Origin of the sequence: Trueperella sp. HMSC08B05, from assembly GCF_001808405.1 — a bacterium.
In the GTDB taxonomy this organism is placed as follows: domain Bacteria; phylum Actinomycetota; class Actinomycetes; order Actinomycetales; family Actinomycetaceae; genus Trueperella; species Trueperella bernardiae.
Map to the genome: position 1 here is coordinate 12,852 of NZ_KV793239.1, position 15,952 is coordinate 28,803.

15 protein-coding genes and 1 tRNA gene are annotated in these 15,952 nt (G+C 65.9%); 7 read left to right on the plus strand and 9 right to left on the minus strand.

The features are described 5' to 3' along the window. The first annotated feature begins 10 nt into the window (after positions 1–10). The 3 genes from greA (at position 11) to HMPREF3167_RS04245 (ending at position 1,687) form a co-directional block, all read left to right on the plus strand. Positions 11–484, plus strand: coding sequence for a transcription elongation factor GreA (greA, locus tag HMPREF3167_RS04235; RefSeq protein ID WP_062614016.1), 474 nt, complete (start codon positions 11–13; stop codon positions 482–484). 26 nt (positions 485–510) lie between these two features. Next, positions 511–1,155 (plus strand): peptide-methionine (S)-S-oxide reductase MsrA, encoded by a 645-nt coding sequence (gene msrA / locus HMPREF3167_RS04240; protein ID WP_068538848.1) that lies wholly within the window; start codon positions 511–513, stop codon positions 1,153–1,155. 88 nt (positions 1,156–1,243) lie between these two features. Then, the gene (locus HMPREF3167_RS04245; RefSeq protein ID WP_068538766.1) at positions 1,244–1,687 is read left to right on the plus strand and encodes an FKBP-type peptidyl-prolyl cis-trans isomerase; all 444 of its coding nucleotides are present in this window, start codon (positions 1,244–1,246) and stop codon (positions 1,685–1,687) included. A gap of 110 nt (positions 1,688–1,797) precedes the next feature. Here the strand turns inward: HMPREF3167_RS04245 and putP are convergent, their stop codons facing one another. Next, positions 1,798–3,396, minus strand: coding sequence for a sodium/proline symporter PutP (gene putP, locus HMPREF3167_RS04250; protein WP_070445667.1), 1,599 nt, complete (start codon positions 3,394–3,396; stop codon positions 1,798–1,800). A 207-nt stretch (positions 3,397–3,603) separates the two neighbouring features. Between putP and HMPREF3167_RS04255 the strand changes: the two genes are divergently transcribed. Then, a complete protein-coding gene (locus HMPREF3167_RS04255) occupies positions 3,604–7,080 on the plus strand; it encodes a proline dehydrogenase family protein (protein WP_070445670.1) in 3,477 nt (1,158 codons plus the stop codon). Between the two features lie 79 nt (positions 7,081–7,159). Here the strand turns inward: HMPREF3167_RS04255 and HMPREF3167_RS04260 are convergent, their stop codons facing one another. The 4 genes from HMPREF3167_RS04260 to HMPREF3167_RS04275 all read right to left on the minus strand — a co-directional run bounded on the left by HMPREF3167_RS04260 (position 7,160) and on the right by HMPREF3167_RS04275 (position 10,145). Next, positions 7,160–7,969, minus strand: coding sequence for a hypothetical protein (locus tag HMPREF3167_RS04260; RefSeq protein WP_070445673.1), 810 nt, complete (start codon positions 7,967–7,969; stop codon positions 7,160–7,162). Further along, positions 7,966–8,751, minus strand: a complete 786-nt coding sequence (locus tag HMPREF3167_RS04265; protein WP_070445675.1) for an ATP-binding cassette domain-containing protein — start codon at positions 8,749–8,751, stop codon at positions 7,966–7,968. Before HMPREF3167_RS04265 ends, HMPREF3167_RS04260 begins: the two co-directional genes overlap by 4 nt. After that, the gene (locus tag HMPREF3167_RS04270) at positions 8,748–9,122 is read right to left on the minus strand and encodes a GntR family transcriptional regulator (RefSeq protein ID WP_246825736.1); all 375 of its coding nucleotides are present in this window, start codon (positions 9,120–9,122) and stop codon (positions 8,748–8,750) included. The genes HMPREF3167_RS04265 and HMPREF3167_RS04270 overlap by 4 nt, the downstream gene beginning before the upstream one ends. Positions 9,123–9,290: 168 nt before the next feature. Then, positions 9,291–10,145, minus strand: a complete 855-nt coding sequence (locus HMPREF3167_RS04275; protein ID WP_070445678.1) for a Bax inhibitor-1/YccA family protein — start codon at positions 10,143–10,145, stop codon at positions 9,291–9,293. Between the two features lie 288 nt (positions 10,146–10,433). Here HMPREF3167_RS04275 and HMPREF3167_RS04280 point away from each other — a divergent pair, with 288 nt between their 5' ends. Beyond that, entirely contained in the window at positions 10,434–11,453 is a 1,020-nt protein-coding gene (locus HMPREF3167_RS04280) for an ABC transporter ATP-binding protein (RefSeq protein WP_070445682.1), read from the plus strand. Position 11,454: 1 nt separating this feature from the next. Further along, positions 11,455–12,216: an ABC transporter permease gene (locus HMPREF3167_RS04285; RefSeq protein WP_068538762.1), complete on the plus strand. Its 762-nt coding sequence runs from the start codon at positions 11,455–11,457 to the stop codon at positions 12,214–12,216. A 9-nt stretch (positions 12,217–12,225) separates the two neighbouring features. On the opposite strand, the gene HMPREF3167_RS04290 is transcribed toward HMPREF3167_RS04285, so the two are convergent. Beyond that, positions 12,226–12,298, minus strand: a tRNA-Leu gene (locus tag HMPREF3167_RS04290). A gap of 91 nt (positions 12,299–12,389) precedes the next feature. Here HMPREF3167_RS04290 and nhaA point away from each other — a divergent pair. Then, entirely contained in the window at positions 12,390–13,718 is a 1,329-nt protein-coding gene (gene nhaA / locus HMPREF3167_RS04295) for a Na+/H+ antiporter NhaA (RefSeq protein ID WP_068538761.1), read from the plus strand. Between the two features lie 78 nt (positions 13,719–13,796). Here nhaA and HMPREF3167_RS04300 read toward each other — a convergent pair whose 3' ends face one another. From HMPREF3167_RS04300 to HMPREF3167_RS09620, 3 genes are read right to left on the minus strand one after another with little or no spacing between them, the layout of a single operon-like run. Further along, positions 13,797–14,753: a Ppx/GppA phosphatase family protein gene (locus HMPREF3167_RS04300; RefSeq protein WP_070445683.1), complete on the minus strand. Its 957-nt coding sequence runs from the start codon at positions 14,751–14,753 to the stop codon at positions 13,797–13,799. Next, entirely contained in the window at positions 14,750–15,313 is a 564-nt protein-coding gene (locus HMPREF3167_RS04305; RefSeq protein WP_082661218.1) for a DUF501 domain-containing protein, read from the minus strand. The genes HMPREF3167_RS04300 and HMPREF3167_RS04305 overlap by 4 nt, the downstream gene beginning before the upstream one ends. A 17-nt stretch (positions 15,314–15,330) precedes the next feature. Next, positions 15,331–15,876 carry an FtsB family cell division protein gene (locus tag HMPREF3167_RS09620; RefSeq protein ID WP_062614008.1) on the minus strand — a complete coding sequence of 182 codons (546 nt, stop codon included), beginning with the start codon at positions 15,874–15,876 and terminating at the stop codon, positions 15,331–15,333. Positions 15,877–15,952: the final 76 nt, after the last annotated feature.

The window sequence follows — 15,952 nt, forward strand, 5'->3', positions numbered from 1 at the left end:
GAGGAACCTCATGGCTGAGACCACGTGGCTGTCGAAGGAGTCGTTCGATCGCCTGTCCGCTGAGCTGGAGGAAATGAAGACCACCGGCCGCGCCGAAATCGCCCAGCGCATCGAGGCGGCCCGCTCGGAGGGCGACCTGCGCGAGAACGGCGGCTACCATGCCGCGCGCGAGGAGCAGTCCAAAATGGAGGGCCGCATCCAGGAGCTGACCTACCTCCTCGAGCATGCTGAGGTGGGCGAGGGCTCGAAGGATACCGGCGTGGTCGCCCCGGGCCTCATCATCACGGCCACTGTCAACGGCAAGGAGAAGCGCTTCCTGCTCGGTGCCCGCCAGGCGCAGGACTGGGTGGACGTGGACGTCTATCCCGAATCCGCGCCGCTGGGCGAGGCGATCATGGGCCTGAAGGTGGGCGATTCCACCTCCTACATCGCACCGAACGGCAAGGAATTCACTGTCGATATCCTGTCGATCGAGGCCAACTAGTGTTCATTCGCCGCCCCACCCCCACGATGGTGTCGCCCGAGGCCGCGCTGCCCGGGCGGGCCGAGCCGATCCTGGTCAACCCCGCCCGGCACCTGAAGCTAGGCACGGATATCCTCGCGCCCGCGGCCCACGGCCAGTTCGAAATATTCCTCGCCGCCGGCTGCTACTGGGGCGTGGAGGAGATCATGTGGGACCTGCCCGGCGTGGTCACCACATCGGTGGGCTTCATGGGCGGCTTCACGCCCAACCCCACGTACGGTGAGGTCTGCACCGGGCTCACCGGGCATACCGAAACCGTCCGCGTGGTCTATTCTGGCGCGGAGGCGCTGCCGCTCATTCTCAAGACGTTCTGGGAGTGCCACGACCCGACCTCGCTCAACGCCCAAGGTAACGACGTGGGCACCCAGTATCGTTCGGCGATTTTCACGACGACGCCCGAGCAGTCGCGCCTCGCCCTCGACTCGCGTGCCGCTTACGACCGCGTGCTGGGTGATGCGGGCCAAAGCCCGATCGTGACGGAGATTGTGGACGCCGCGGATACCACGGGCTACTTCTCCGCCGAGGAAGACCACCAGCAATACCTCATCAAGGTGCCGAACGGCTACCGTTGCCACGCCAAGACGGGGATGGCCTGCCCGATGCCGGGCGCCGGGCCGCTGGCCGGGCTCTAGGGGCTCGGGGCACGAGGGGCTGTGGGCCTTGCCCGGGGCACCGACACGGTAGACTGGGCTCGGCTCTGTTTACTGTTGAAAGGCTGTCATGGACATCATCTACCCTGAAGTGTCGGGCTCGTTCGGCCAGATCCCCGAGCTCACGTTCCCCGAGGGCGCGCAGGCGCCGAAGGGCCTGCGCGTCAAGGTCTTGGAGGAGGGCACCGGCCGCGTCGTGCATGCGGGTGACGAGATCGAGGTCGACTACCACGGCCAGATCTGGGACGGCCCGATTTTTGACTCCTCGTATTACCGTGAGGGCGAGGCCGTTTTCCCGATCGGCGTGGGCATGGTGATCGAGGGCTGGGACGAGGCGATCGTGGGCAAGCAGGTCGGATCGCGTCTGCTCATCTGCGTGCCCCCGTTCAAGGGCTACGGTCCGCAGGGCAACGCGCGCGCCGGCATCAAAGGTGATGATGTCCTGGTATTCGTGGTGGACATCAAAGGCATCCAGGATTCGGCGTTCAACTTCAACACACTTCACGACAACTGATCGGCGCGGGGCGAGCGCGCCCCCGCCGCTTTTGAAAACTTTTGGACAAAGGGGTGTGGCCCTGGCGGTTTCGCCGGGGCCACACCCCTTGAGCTAACGCGCGTGTGCGCTTACTTGGGCAGTTCGACCTCGCTGCCGTCGTCGGCCACGAGGGTGGCCGAGCGCGGCTTGTAGCCGTCGGGGTTGTTCGCCACGATCTGGCGGACCTCGGCCGCGAGCGCCTCGTGGTTCGACCAGTCCTTCGACAGCTGGACCGCCGTGTCGAATTCCTTCTCGATGATGGTGTTCGGACGGTAGGTCAGCGACGACATGACGTAGGTGACAACCAGGTTGACGATGAAGCCGGGCACGATCTCGTACAGGTCGAGTAGGCCGCCGTCGAGGTTGCCCCACACCGCCACAGTTACGGCGCCCATGATCATGCCGGCCAGCGCGCCGAAGCCGGTGAGTTTACGCCAGTAGAGGCTGAGGATGATGGTGGGGCCGAAGGAGGCGCCGAAGCCGGCCCAGGCGAAGGCCACAAGCTTGAGGATCGTGTCGTTCGGGTTGAGGGCGAGGCCGCTGGCGAGCACCGCGATGCCGGCCACCGCGATGCGGGAGAGCATGACGCCCTTCTTGGCCGAAAGCTTGTGGTTGGTGAACGTCATGTAGACGTCCTCGATGAGGGCGGAGGAGCTGACCAGCAGCTGGGAGGAGATCGTGGACATGATGGCCGCGAGGATGGCGGCGAGCATGAAGCCGGCGATCATCGGGTGGAAGAGGAGCTGGCCGAGCACGATGAAGACCTGCTCAGGGTTGGCGAGCAGCGACTCGTCGTGCTTGAAGATGGCCACGCCCACGAGCGCCGTGAAGAGCGCGCCGAACACGGCGAGCAACATCCAGCCGATGCCGATGCGGCGGGCCGCGGGGGCCTCCTTCGGGCTACGCAGCGCCATGAAGCGGACGATGATGTGGGGCTGACCCACATATCCCAAACCCCAGGCGACGGCCGAGATGAGGCCGATCGCGGTCACGTTCTTCAGCGGGTTGAGCAGTTCCGGGTCGATCGAGCGCGTGGTGTCGAGGACGATGTCGAAGCCGCCCACATAGATGACGCCGGCCACGGGGACCAGCACGAGGGCGAGGAGCATGATGGTGCCCTGGACGGCGTCGGTGTAGGACACCGCTAGGAAGCCGCCCACCAGCGTGTAGAACACCGTGATGGCGGCGATGATAACCATGCCCAGCTTGTAGTCCACGCCGAACGCGCCCTCGAAGAAAGTGCCACCGGCCACCATGCCGGAGGAGACGTAGAACGTGAAGTAGAACAGGATGATGAAGCCCGACACGATGCGCAGGCTGTGCGTGGAATCGCGCAGGCGCGAGTCAAGGAAGGACGGGACGGTGATCGAGTTGTTCGATACCTCGGTGTAGGAGCGCAGGCGCGGGGCCACGAACTTCCAGTTCAGCCAGGCGCCGGCCGTCAGGCCAATCGCGATCCAGAATTCGAAAACTCCGGACAGGTAGAGCGCGCCGGGCAGGCCCATGAGGAGCCAGCCGGACATGTCGGAGGCGCCGGCGGACAGGGCAGCAACCGCTGGGTTGAGCTGGCGTCCGCCGAGCATGTAGTCGTCGACATCGGAGGTCTTGCGGTAGGCCCACAGTCCGATACCGATCATGAGGAGGAAGTACAAGATCATCGTGAGGATCTGCCATGCGGTATCGCTCATCAATTTCTCCCTTGTGCTGGTAGGTGTGCCGGTTGCATGTGCGCCATGCAACACGGGCGATTGAAAGTGACAATACCCGAAAAAATTTCGATGTAAAGAGAATTCCGAAAAATGACCACTATTTCGGTAGCTAGGATCCCGTTGCCGATTTACAATGAGGGCACCTGGCCCTCGTCGGCCCCACGACTGCAAAGATGGAGATAATCAGTGGCAACAGTCAAGAATGACGTCGATTTTTCTCAGGTGGCACACGCAGCTATTGACCAGGCGAAGACTTGGGCCAAGCGTTCGGCCTCCTTCCCCGAGGATCGCGCGGGCAAGTTGCTGTCCCAGGTCCTCAAGGGTGAGGGCGGGCTCGACTTCACGGTGCAATTCGTCGACGGCGTGATCCGCCCCGAGGATCCGAAGACCCGGGCAGCCAACCTCAACAAGCTGGCGAAGAAGCCGGCCAGCTTCCTGCCCGCCTACCTGTCACTTCCCGCAAAGGTGGGTGGCGTGCTGGCCCCGGCCTCCCCCACGTTCATCACGGAAGCGGCTTTCCGCGTGTTCCGCATGCTGGTGGGTAACCTTGTGCTGGACACGACGCCGAAGAAGCTCGGCCCGGCGGTGAAGAAGCTGCGGGCCGACGGTTCGCGCCTCAACCTCAACCTGCTGGGCGAGGCCGTGCTGGGGCGCAAGGAGGCGGCGCGTCGCCTGGCGGCGGTCACGGAGCTGCTCGAGTACGACTTCGTGGACTACGTGTCGATCAAGGTCTCCTCGGTGCTCGGCGTTCACAACCCGTGGGGCTACCAGAAGGCGGTGGACCAGGCGATTGAGGCGTTGCTACCGCTGTACCGGGTGGCGAACAAAGGTGGCAAGTTCGTCAATTTGGACATGGAGGAGTACCACGACCTCCACCTCACCATCGACGTCTTCACCGGTATCCTCGACCGCGAGGAGTTTAATAACCTGCGCGCCGGCATCGTGTTGCAGGCCTACCTGCCCGACGCCCTGCCCGCGATGGAGCGTTTGCAGGAGTGGGCCGCCCAGCGCGTGGCGGACGGGGGCGCGCCGGTGAAGGTGCGCCTGGTCAAGGGCGCGAACCTGCCGATGGAGCAGGTGGACGCGCTCATGCACGGCTGGCCGCTTGCCGTCCAGCCGTCGAAGGCCGCCACGGACGCGAACTACATGCGCATCCTCGAGTACGCGTTGCGCCCGGAGCACATTTCGAACGTTAACCTGGGCATCGCCGGCCAGAACCTCTTCACCCTCGGCTTTGGCCTCAACCTCGCCAAGGCGCGCGGAGTCACGGAAGGCTTCGAGGTGGAGATGCTCAAGGGCATGGCCACCAACCAGGCGCTAGCCATCCGCGAGGACGTGGGCCGGATCCTGTACTACGTGCCCGTGGTGGATCCGGCGAACTACGACGTCGCCATCTCCTACCTCGTCCGCCGCCTCGAGGAGTCCGCGGCACACGAAAACTTCATGTCCGGCGTTTTCGAGATCGCTGATAACGACTCCGTCTTCGCCCGCGAGCGCAATCGCTTCGCCACCGGCGTCGTGGCCGCGTTCCCGGAGGCGGACCTGGCGGAGGCCATGGGCCCGCTCAACGAGGTGCCCACGCTTTCCTTCGGGCCGAACCGGCACCAGAACAGGCTGACCGACGACGTCGATCTGCTCACTTCATTCCGTAACACCCCGGATTCGGACCCGTCGCTTCCCGCCAATATCGAGTGGGCGAACCAGATTTTTGCGAAGATGGGCGATTCGGAGCTGGGCGTGCAGGGCGCCGACGACGCGCGGGTGCGCACGGTTGCCGAGATGGAGCAGATCGTGGCCGAGGCACGTAAGGCCGCTCCGGAGTGGGCCGGGCTCAGCGGAGCCGAGCGCGCAAAGATCTTGCGCCGGGCTGGGCAGGTGCTCGGCGAGCGCCGCGCGGAGCTGATCGAGGTGGCCGCCTCGGAGTGTGGGAAGATCGTGGGCGAGGCTGACGTAGAGGTCTCCGAGGCGATCGACTTTGCTAACTACTACGCGGATCTGGCCGAGGAGCTGGACGAGCTGGAGGGCGTGCGCTTCTCCCCCGCGCCCGTCACCGCCGCGATCCCGCCGTGGAATTTCCCGCTGGCGATCCCGGCTGGCTCGGCGCTGGCGCCTTTGGCCACCGGCTCGGTCGTCGTCTTCAAGCCGGCCGAGCAGGCTCGCCGCTGTGGCGCCGTCATCGCCCAAGCCCTGTGGGATGCCGGGGTGTCGAAGGAAGCCCTGCGTCTGGTCGATATCCACCCGGATGAGATGGCCGAGGTGGGCGAGGCGCTCGTCACCGGCTCGGACCAGGTGATTTTGACCGGCTCGATCGAGACTGCGAAGCTGTTCCGCTCCTGGGAGCCGGACCTGGCGGTCTTTGCCGAGACCTCGGGCAAGAACGCCATTATCGTCACCCCGCAGGCCGACATCGACCTCGCGGCGAAGGACCTGGTCCAGTCCGCGTTCGGGCACGCGGGCCAGAAGTGTTCGGCGGCGTCGATTGCGATCCTTGTGGGGGCGATGGGCAAGTCGGAGCGCTTCATTAACCAGGTGGTCGACGCGGCAGAGTCGCTAGTGGTGGACTGGCCGACCAACCCGTCGGCGGAGATGGGCCCGATCATTGAGCCGGCGGCCGGCAAGCTCAAGCGCGGCCTGACCGAGCTGGAGCCGGGCCAGACGTGGCTGCTTAAGCCGCGCCAACTGGACGATTCGGGCCGCCTCTGGTCGCCCGGTATTCGCGACGGCGTCACCCCCGGCCAGGACGCTCACATGACCGAGTATTTCGGCCCGGTGTTGGGCATCATGCGCGCCGAGACCCTGGAGGAAGCGATCCGGCTGCAGAACGCGGTGGAGTTCGGTCTCACGGCCGGCCTGCACTCGCTCGACCCGGACGAGATCAAGCTGTGGCTGTCGAAGGTGGAGGCGGGCAACGTCTACGTTAACCGTGGCACGACGGGCGCGATCGTGCGTCGTCAGCCGTTCGGCGGCTGGAAGCGCTCGCAGGTGGGCACTGGTTCGAAGGCGGGCGGCCCCAACCACCTCATCGGCATGTCGCACGCGGAGCCGGTGGAGGTGGCGGTGCCGGAGTCGTTCGCGACGCTGTCCTACCCCACCCTGGGCGAGTTCGACGCCCTGGCCGACAAGCTGCCGAAGGACGACGCCGGCCAGTACCGTGCCGCGCTGCGTAGCGTGGAGGCGGCACTCAAGGAACACTACCTGTCGGCGCGCGACGTGTCGGCGCTGGGCGTTGAGAAGAACGTGTTCCGCTACCGGCCCACGTCGGTGATGGTGCGCCTGGAGGATCCGGAGCAGTGGTGGAAGGTCGCCCCGATGGTGGCCGGCGCGCTCACGGGCAAGACGTCGGTGGAGCTGAGCGTGGGCGACGACCTGCGCGACACCGTGGCCCAGGCCTTCCGCGCCGCGGGCGCCACGGTCAGCGTGGCATCGCCCGCCCAGTGGCTCTCCGACCTGCCCAAGTCTGGCGCGCACAAGATCCGCTACGTCGGCGACGACGCCCGCGCGGTGGCCGAAGCCGTGGGTGGCTCGGTGGACGTGGCGATTTACGCTGAGCCCGTCACGGGCAATGGTCGGGTGGAACTGCGCCCGTTCTTCCTTGAGCAGGCGGTTGCCGCCACAAATCACCGGTTCGGCGATCACACCAAGTTGCTCGATGGAGTGATTTAGACGCCGTGAACTGAGGTGGGCCGGCCCCGACGCGGGGCCGGCCCACTTGTTTCTTGGAGCCAGGCTTGCTTTCGGTGTCCTAACCCCGGCTCATCGGCAACCGGCGATAGAGCAGCCAGGTCATTCCCCACAGCGCGGCGGCCGCGGCGAGTGCCAACATCGGCGCCCCGCTGGGGCCGACGTTGACCGAGGGCCAGAACCTCAGGGAGGGCATCATGGGGAAGATGTAGGAAATGAGAGTCGCCGCCGCGTAGGCCACCGCTACCCCGGCGAACACCACCCACCAGACAAAGCGCACGAACAGCGCCGCCACGAAGAGCCCGCCCAGGTAGGCCAGTAGGAACATAACCGGGATGAGCGCCAGGCTCGCGGGCCCCACGCCCGTGAGAACCGGCCTCTCCACCAGCGCCGCCAGCCCCCACATGATCGTAGCCAGCGCGGTGAACGTGGCCGTGAACGTTAAGCCGAGCGCGCTCAGCCGGGAAAAGATCTGCCGCCGGGGCATCCCCGCACCCAGCAGCGTGCGGCTCAGCGCGGCGCCGATGCACCCCATCGCGAAGGCCAGGATAACGCTCAGCGTGATCCCGCCGGCCGCCGAGTTCCAGGCCGTCATCTCCCTGCCCGCGGACTGAATGAGCCCGAACAGGTCGTCGGAAACAAACAGCTGGATGTCCACGGATTCCGGCGCAAGGTAGGCCACCGCCACCGACATGGCGAAGCAGATGAAGACGCTCAAGGTCGCGTCGTGCAGCGCCTCCAGCTCCATCTTCGCCCCGCCCCTCGGCCGCCCAGAGCCCGCAGGTTCGCGCCGGTAGAGCGCGTAGCCGACGCCTGCCAACAGCAGGGCGGACAGGATGAACGCCGTCCACACCCCCATATTGAGATTCATGATTCCTTCCCCTCTCCCGTACCTGCCAGCTCTGCGAGCGCCTGCGCGCCCGTGCGCCTGTGATTGATTGCCGCGAGCACGTCCGTCAGCGATGCCACGCGGTCGGTGGAGTAGGCCGCCCGGACGTCGTCGGCACTGCCCGATGTCACCAGCTGACCCTCCTCCATGATGAGCACGTTCTCCAGCAGGTCCTCGAGCTCGTCGACGTTATGGTTGGAGATGATGATCGTGCGCGGGTGGTCGATGAAGTCCCGCAGCAGAACGTCGTAGAAGTCGCGCCGGAGCACCGCGTCCATGCCGAGGTGGACCTCGTCGAAGATCGTGAGTGGGGCGCGGGAGGCGACGCCGAGCGCCGCGAAGAACGCCGACTTCTGCCCGCGCGAGAGCCTGGTCGGGCTCTTCTTCAGCGGGATCTCCCACGCGTCCAGCACCGAGTAGGCGACGTCGCTGTTGAACGTGGGGCGCACGCGCTCCCACAGGTCGATCGTCCGCGTCAGCCGCTGGTCCTGGAACACGGACGTGGACTCGGAGATGAGGGCGATGTTCGGCATGACGCGCGGGTTGTCCCACACGGGCTCGCCCCCAACCGTGACCCTGCCCGTGGCCCGCAGCTGGCCGGCGATCAGCATCTCCAGCGTGGACTTGCCCGAGCCGTTGCGGCCGAGCAGGCCGGTGATCTTGCCGCGCTCGATCGTGCCCGACACGCCCCTCACCGCCGGGTGGCGGAAGTAGCTGTAGCCGACGTCCTCGAGTGCGACCTCATAGGGTGGGATGGTGGTCATTTCTCCTCCAAGAAGTCGTTGACGAATGCGCGGATGACCTCCGGCGTGAAGCCGAGGGCGAGACCCTCGGCGAGGACCGGACCGAGGCGGTCGGCCGCGTAGGCCTGCCGGCCGCCGGAGCGAAGGATTGTGGCGGCGTCGGCGGTGACGAACATTCCGATGCCGCGATGCTTGAAGATGATGCCCTCCGCCGTGAGCTCGTTGAACGCCTTGTTCGCCGTGGCCGGGTTTATCCGGTAGGTGGTGGCGTATTTCGTGGTGGACATGAGCTGATCACCTGCCTGTAGCTCGCCGCGGATGATCCGGCGGCGGATGTCCTGCGCGATCTGTTGGTAGATCGGCGTTTTCGAGTCAAACTCGAGGTCGTCCACGGGCCCTCCTTTCCACATGAGCGGCGCCACTTAGTTAGTTACATAACCAATTAACCCATCAAGCGGTCCGCGTGTCAAGGCCCCTCACCCGGCCTGGCACCCCGGCCGGGCGCCCGCCGGACACAGAAAAAGGGGCCGACCCGAAGGCCGGCCCCTAATCTGTTGGCTTTAGCGGTCCGAGAGGATCGCGATGAGGCGGAGAACCTCGATGTAGATCCACAGGATCGTCATGACGATCGCGATGCCCACCGTCCACGAGAACTCGCGGGGCGCACCGTTGACGATCGCGGTGTTGATGTCCTCGAAGTCGCCGATCAGCATGTAAGCGGCGATGAGGATCATGCCGGCGCCCAGGATCACACCCAGCGGAATACCCGCAACCTCGTACCCGCGCACGCCCCACGCCTGATCCAGCACGCCCGTCCACATCAGTACCAGGTTGACCAGCGAGAAGATGAGGTAGCCGAGCGCCACCGTGATGACGATCTTTCGGCCCTTCGGGGTGGTGCGCACCGCGCCCGAGTAGTGCAATGCCAGCGTCACACCGACGATGATCGCGGTGGCCAGGATGGTCTGGATCGCGATGCCCGGCACGAAGATTTCGAAGGCGGCGGTCAGCGCGCCGAGCGCCACGCCCTCGAGCACCGCGTACGCGATCGCCAGGCCGGGCTTGACCATCTTCTGGAACGCTAAGATCAGGCCGACCACGAACGCGCCGATCACCGAAACCACCGCCACCGACATCCACATGGCCGGCGGGAGGAGCACGGCGGTCGCCACACCCGAAATAACGGCGATGCCGAGGAGCACGGCCACCTTGTTCAGCGCGTCGTTGTACGTCATGCGCTCGGTGGCAAACGCGCCGTTCCCGGCGACCTCGCCTTGCGCCTGGCCGTACGCCGCCTGCTGGGCGTTCGGAGTGCCGTAGGCGTACTGGTCGCTGTAGGCGGTCTGGTCGAACTGGTTCGGCCGGACCTGCTGGGTCGAGAAGTAGGGATTACGTGTCGTAATCGGATTGCTCACGGGAGCCTCCTTGTATTAGGGCCGTCGCTACGGCCATCCACGTCCCATACTAACCATGTCGTAACTAAGGGCAATACTCCCGCGGTCTTTTCTCCCCAAAGAGAAACGCCCCGGCCCGCTACCGTCCATAGCGCGAGTCCGCGCTGTAGAACGCGCGCACGACGACGCCCGCCCCGCCGCGCGTCGTGAAAAACTGTGGATAATCCGTCCGCGGTATGACGAAATCGGGGATAGTGGACTCATACGCTAAAGGAGTCGGCACCGCAGGCGGGCCGCAGGGAGGACCAGATGATCACCGTCGAGAACCTGACGAAGGACTACGGCAAGACGCGCGCGGTTGACAACCTGTCGTTCTCCGTGCGCCCCGGCGCCGTGACCGGGTTCCTCGGGCCGAATGGCTCGGGTAAATCCACCACGATGCGCTGCATTGTCGGACTTGACCGCCCCACGTCGGGCCGGGCAATGATCGGGGGCACCGAGTATCGCAACCTCGCCTCCCCGCTCACCGCGGTCGGCGCGCTCTTGGACGGGAAGGCGTTTCACCCCGGACGAACGGCCAGGCAGCATCTGCGGGTCGTGGCGAAAACGCATGGATTCCCCCACGAGCGCGTCGACGAGGTCATTGGCTTCACCGGCCTCGAATCCGTGGCGGGCAAGAAAATCAAGGGTTTCTCGCTCGGCATGGGCCAGCGCCTCGGCATCGCAACAGCCCTGCTTGGCGACCCGCAGGTGCTTATCCTCGACGAACCGGTCAACGGTCTTGACCCCGACGGCGTGCGCTGGGTCCGCTCCACCATGCGGTCGCTTGCCGCGGAGGGCCGCAGCGTCCTCGTCTCCTCCCACCTTATGAGCGAAATGGCGCTCACGGCGGACGATCTGGTCATTATCGGCCGCGGCCGCCTCATCGACTCCGGCCCGATCTCCAAGTTCACCGAGTCGGATCGGGGCGCGCGCGTGCGGGTCTCCGGCCCGGACATGGCCACGATCCGCGGCCTGCTTACCCAGGCGGGGTGGCAGGTTTACGACGTCGCCCCGAGCCACTCCAGCCCCCGCAGCTCCTTCGAACTCCCCGGGCTCCGGCGCGAGCAGGTGGGCCACTACCTCTATCAGCACAACGTGGAGATCCACGAGCTGACCGAGATCCACTCCACCCTCGAAGACGTCTTCATGGAGCTGACCTCCGACCAGGTGCAGTTCAGCTCCGCGCGCGGTCCCTCCTCCGGTTTCGCGCCGATGTCCCCGACGCCGCCTGGCCCAGTTCCGCCGACGCCGCCCGCCCCGCCCGCGCACACCACCTGGGAGGCCTAAGATGACCATGTTTTTTGGCCGTTTCGCCGATTCCTACCGTCCCACGTTTGGGCGCTCCCTAAACTCGGAGCTGATGAAGCTCAACACTCGCTCGATTCAGGTGACCACCGCGATCGGCATCATCCTCTATGGGCTCATCATGTGGATGCTGGCCAGCTCCGAGTACGTGGAGGCCGATCCGCTGGTTGTAACGGCCGGCTGGCCGTCGATGACCATCTTTTTCATCGTCATTGGCACCGTTGCCGTCACCAGCGAGTACTCGCACAACACGATGCGGACCACCGTGCTTGCGGACCCGCGCCGGGGGCGCTCGTTCACGGCCAAGCTGACGGCGGTCACGATCGTCTCTCTCCTGCTGAGCGCCACCCTCATCGCCATCGGGTACACGCTCACCAGGATCCTCAAGGACGGGTTCAATCCGGGCGGGGAGGCCATCGCGGCCTACTCGATCTTCTGCATCATCATGGTCTCGATCGGCGTGCTCTCTACCGCGATGGGCTACCTCGTGCGCTCCACGGCCGGCGCGATCTCCATCATGATCGGCTTCATGTACCTCATTGACCTGGTCCAGATCATCCCGCAGGAGTTCTTCCGCAAGACCGTCTCCCAGCTGATCCCGAGCGCGCTCGGCTCGGTGGCCATCAGCGACCAGCCGCTTGGGGACCTCATCACGGGCCGCTGGGTGGCGCTCGCCATTTTTGTGGGATACGCGGTGGTCGGTGTCGTCGGCGCGCTCACCGCCTTCAAGAAACGGGACATCTAGACGCGGCAGTACCCCCAGTCGGATTCGAACCGACACTGAATCGATTTTAAGTCGACTGCCTCTGCCGTTGGGCTATGGGGGCCTGCAAGTAACACTACCTGTGCGATCGATGCCGCCAAAATAGGCGGAACGTTTTAGACTGGGGAGGTCAACGACACGAGGATTGGACTTATATGATCGCGCGTTACCACCAGGCCCTGAAAAACGAAACGACCGCCGGAGTCGTCCTCATTATCGGGGCGGTGCTCGCCCTGATCTGGGCGAATTTCCCGGTCCAGGGTGCGCGGAACGCGTACGATTCCCTCGCGAACACCTCCCTGTTTGAGTTGCACGGGCACGGGATGAGCCTCTCGCTCATCTCGGCCGACTTCCTGCTCGCCCTGTTCTTCTTCATCGTGGGCATGGAGCTCAAGCAGGAGTTTGTGGTCGGCTCGCTGCGCGACATCCGTAAGGCGCTGGTGCCGATCCTCGCCGCGGTGTTCGGCATGATCGGGCCGGTGCTCGTGTACGTGACCATCCAGCTGCTCTCCGCCGATCCGAACTGGAACGGCTGGGCCGTGCCGGTTGCCACCGACATCGCCTTCGCGCTCGGCGTGCTCGGCCTGTTTGGCAAGGGCCTGCCCATCGCGCTACGCACCTTCCTCATGACCCTCGCGGTGGTGGACGACCTGCTCGGCATCCTCATCATCGCGGTCTTCTTCTCCGACAACCTCAACTTCATTTACCTCGGGCTGTCGATCCTGGTGGTGGCCGCCTTCGGCACGCTCGCCCAGAAGCGCATCATCAAGTGGTACCTGCTGTGGCCGATCGGGCTGGTGGCCTGGTACTTCATGTTCTCCTCCGGCATCCACGCCACGATCGCCGGCGTGCTCATGGGCATGACCATCCCCGCCAAGAAGCTCGCCACAGAGAAGCTGCCGCTCACCGAGGAGCTCACCGAGAAGCTCGAGTTCTACTCCGCCGGCATCATCTTGCCCGTGTTCGCGTTCTTCGCGGCGGGCGTGAACGTGGTGGATTCCGGTGGCGTCATGGCGATGCTGACCGACCCGGCGGCCATGGGCATCTACCTCGGCCTGCCGCTGGGCAAGATGATCGGCATCACCGGCGGCGTGGCACTCATGGTGTACGTATTCAAACTCCAGCTGGGCAAGAACCTCTACATGGGCGACGTGAACGCGATGGCGTTCATCGCCGGCATCGGCTTCACCGTGTCGCTGCTGATCGCCACCCTGTCCTTCCCCGATCACGACCCGGCCGGCCCGCACGCCCGCGTGGCCGTGCTGCTCGGCACCCTCATCTCGCTCGTGGTCGGCGCGTTCTTCCTGCGCGGGCGTGCCAAGTGGCACCGCCACCACGCCCCGGTCTACGACTACGAGCACATGACCGAAAACCGCGCCACCCTGGAGCGCCACGAGGTGCTCGCCGACGACACGATCGAAGAGTCCTGGGGCGAGGTCCCCGGCGGCGAACCCGAGGTCGGGCCCGGCCACTACGACCGCTAGTCCGGCCAGTCCGGCCGCTGGGCCGGCGACGACCGCTCATCCAGCGGCCCGGGTGCTACGGTGCCCGGGCCGCTCGCGTTACAAGTGTGGAGGGTTGGGTTCGCGTGCGGCCCAGAGCGCCATCCCGTCAAGGATGTCGTGCTCGGAGGTCACCGCACTCGTCAGCGCCGTCGTGTTCTCCGTTTCGCGCTCGAGGCGGCGGATGATCTCCTGCCACACGAGCGATCCGGCGCCGATCACATCCACGCGCCCCGGGTGCATGAATCCGCGGGCCGCGCGCTCCTCGACGCTGGCGTGGATGAACCACTCGCACGCCTCGTCGATCTCCGCAAAGGGCAGGCGGGTGGCGTGGATGCGCTCGGGGTCGTAGACGTCGAGGTCGAGCGCCTTCGCCGTCACGGTCGTAATCGTGCCAGCCAGCCCGATGAGCGTGCGGGCCGCGGAGAAGTCGATGCCAGTGGCGTCCATTGCCGCGCGCACGTCGGCCCGCGCAGCCTCGATGCCCGCCTCCCCCGAATCCTTGAGGTGGCGCTCGTAAATCCGCACGCACCCCACGTCCATCGAGGCTGCGCCCAGCACAGTGCCGTCGCTCCGGCCGAGCACGAACTCGGTGGACCCGCCGCCCAGGTCAACGGTGAGGAGCGGGTCATCGGCCGAGGCCAGCGCCGAGATCGCCCCCGTAAAGGACGCCCGCGCCTCCTCCTCGCCCGTCAGCACCTGGAGGTCAATGCCGAGACGCTCCCGGACGCCGTCGACGAACAACTGCCGGTTGGCAGCATCGCGCGTGGCGGACGTGGCCGCGAACCGGATCGACTCCACCCCGTGCTCGCGGCACTGTGCCGCGTAGTCATCCACGAACGTGAGCGTGCGGGCCAGGGCCTCCGGGTCAAAGCGCCCGGTCCGATCCACGCCCTGCCCCAGACGCGAGACCTCCATCCGGCGCACGACGTCGATCAGCTCGCCAGCCGCGGCGTCGACGTCGGCGATCAACAGCCGGATCGAGTTCGTGCCGCAATCAATTCCGGCAACCCTCATTCCGCGCCCTCCTCAGCCGGATCCTGGCAGTGGCACACGGCGGTGTCCCAACCGACGAGGGCCAGGGCGTCGTCGCCAGCAGGGCACACCCCGGGGCCCACCGCGAGCGCGTAGCCCGCCAGCGCGTGCAGGCATTTGACGCGGTCCGGCATGCCGCCAGCCGAACGGTCCGCCAGGTGTTCCACGTCCTCCAGCAGGTTGCGCCGCTCAATGTAGGAGACGTGGGCGCGCTCGTGGGCGGCGCGGTAATCGGGGTCGTTCGCGAGGCGCTCGTTGAACGCCTCCATCTGCCCCGACGACTCGGCGCGCGAAATACGCTTCACCAACGCCGGCAGCGAGAGGTAGAAGAGCGTGGGGAACGGGGTCCCGTCGGGCAGGCGCGGATACGTGATCGTCACCGCGGGATTACCGCATGCGCACCGCGCCCCGATCCCCACCAGCCCACGCGGGTGCCGGCCGAGCTGCTCGGTCAACACCTCGACGTCGGTATCACGGATCGGGCTCGCATTCGCGGCAATCTGGCGCAGAATCTCAGGGGTAACCTGGGGCGTTTCATTCATAGCCCTAAGCCTACCTGCTAGCCTTCGCCCTCCTCATCGGCGGGCGGGGTCGTGGATGTCTCATCCTCGACCGGAGCCGTGTCGGTGGGGGTGGTGTCCTGCTCCGGCGTCGTTCCAATGAGCGGAATGTTCGACGGGTTGACCACCTCGCCCGCCGCGCCCGCGATCTGGATCGAATCCCACATCGTCTGGTAGAACGGCGTGGCCTGCCGGCGCCGATCGTTGACTTCCTTCGTCCGCTCCGCCCGGATCTCCTCCGGGGTGCCCTTCTCCGGGTCCGAGACGAGGTAGAGAGTCTCCCCTGGCATCACGTAGCCGAGCCGCTCGCGGGCCTGGGAGCGCACGAAGTCGTCATCCTGCCACCGCGCCAGCTCCTGCTCGAGCACCTCTACGCGGGCCGTGGTCTCCTGCAGCTGGCTCAGCAGCTCGCGCTTCTCCTGCTGCTGATTCAGGTACTGGTTGAGCGGACTCGCCACAATAATGATCCCCACCAGCGCGAACAGTGCCACCGCGAGCATGCGTACCGAAAACTGGCGGGTGCGTTCCCCCGACGAAAACCGCACGTTGAACTTCTTCGCGAAACGATCCTGGGATCCGCGGGAGCCGCCGGGGCGGTTGCTGCCGGACCGGGAGCTGGTT

Bases quoted from the DNA above. Each gene is read 5' to 3' on its own strand.
- greA (WP_062614016.1), top strand. From the start codon at position 11: ATGGCTGAGACCACGTGGCTGTCGAAGGAGTCGTTCGATCGCCTGTCC.
- msrA (WP_068538848.1), top strand. From the start codon at position 511: ATGGTGTCGCCCGAGGCCGCGCTGCCCGGGCGGGCCGAGCCGATCCTG.
- HMPREF3167_RS04245 (WP_068538766.1), top strand. From the start codon at position 1,244: ATGGACATCATCTACCCTGAAGTGTCGGGCTCGTTCGGCCAGATCCCC.
- putP (WP_070445667.1), bottom strand. From the start codon at position 3,396: ATGAGCGATACCGCATGGCAGATCCTCACGATGATCTTGTACTTCCTC.
- HMPREF3167_RS04260 (WP_070445673.1), bottom strand. From the start codon at position 7,969: ATGAATCTCAATATGGGGGTGTGGACGGCGTTCATCCTGTCCGCCCTG.
- HMPREF3167_RS04265 (WP_070445675.1), bottom strand. From the start codon at position 8,751: ATGACCACCATCCCACCCTATGAGGTCGCACTCGAGGACGTCGGCTAC.
- HMPREF3167_RS04280 (WP_070445682.1), top strand. From the start codon at position 10,434: ATGATCACCGTCGAGAACCTGACGAAGGACTACGGCAAGACGCGCGCG.
- HMPREF3167_RS04285 (WP_068538762.1), top strand. From the start codon at position 11,455: ATGACCATGTTTTTTGGCCGTTTCGCCGATTCCTACCGTCCCACGTTT.
- nhaA (WP_068538761.1), top strand. From the start codon at position 12,390: ATGATCGCGCGTTACCACCAGGCCCTGAAAAACGAAACGACCGCCGGA.
- HMPREF3167_RS04300 (WP_070445683.1), bottom strand. From the start codon at position 14,753: ATGAGGGTTGCCGGAATTGATTGCGGCACGAACTCGATCCGGCTGTTG.
- HMPREF3167_RS04305 (WP_082661218.1), bottom strand. From the start codon at position 15,313: ATGAATGAAACGCCCCAGGTTACCCCTGAGATTCTGCGCCAGATTGCC.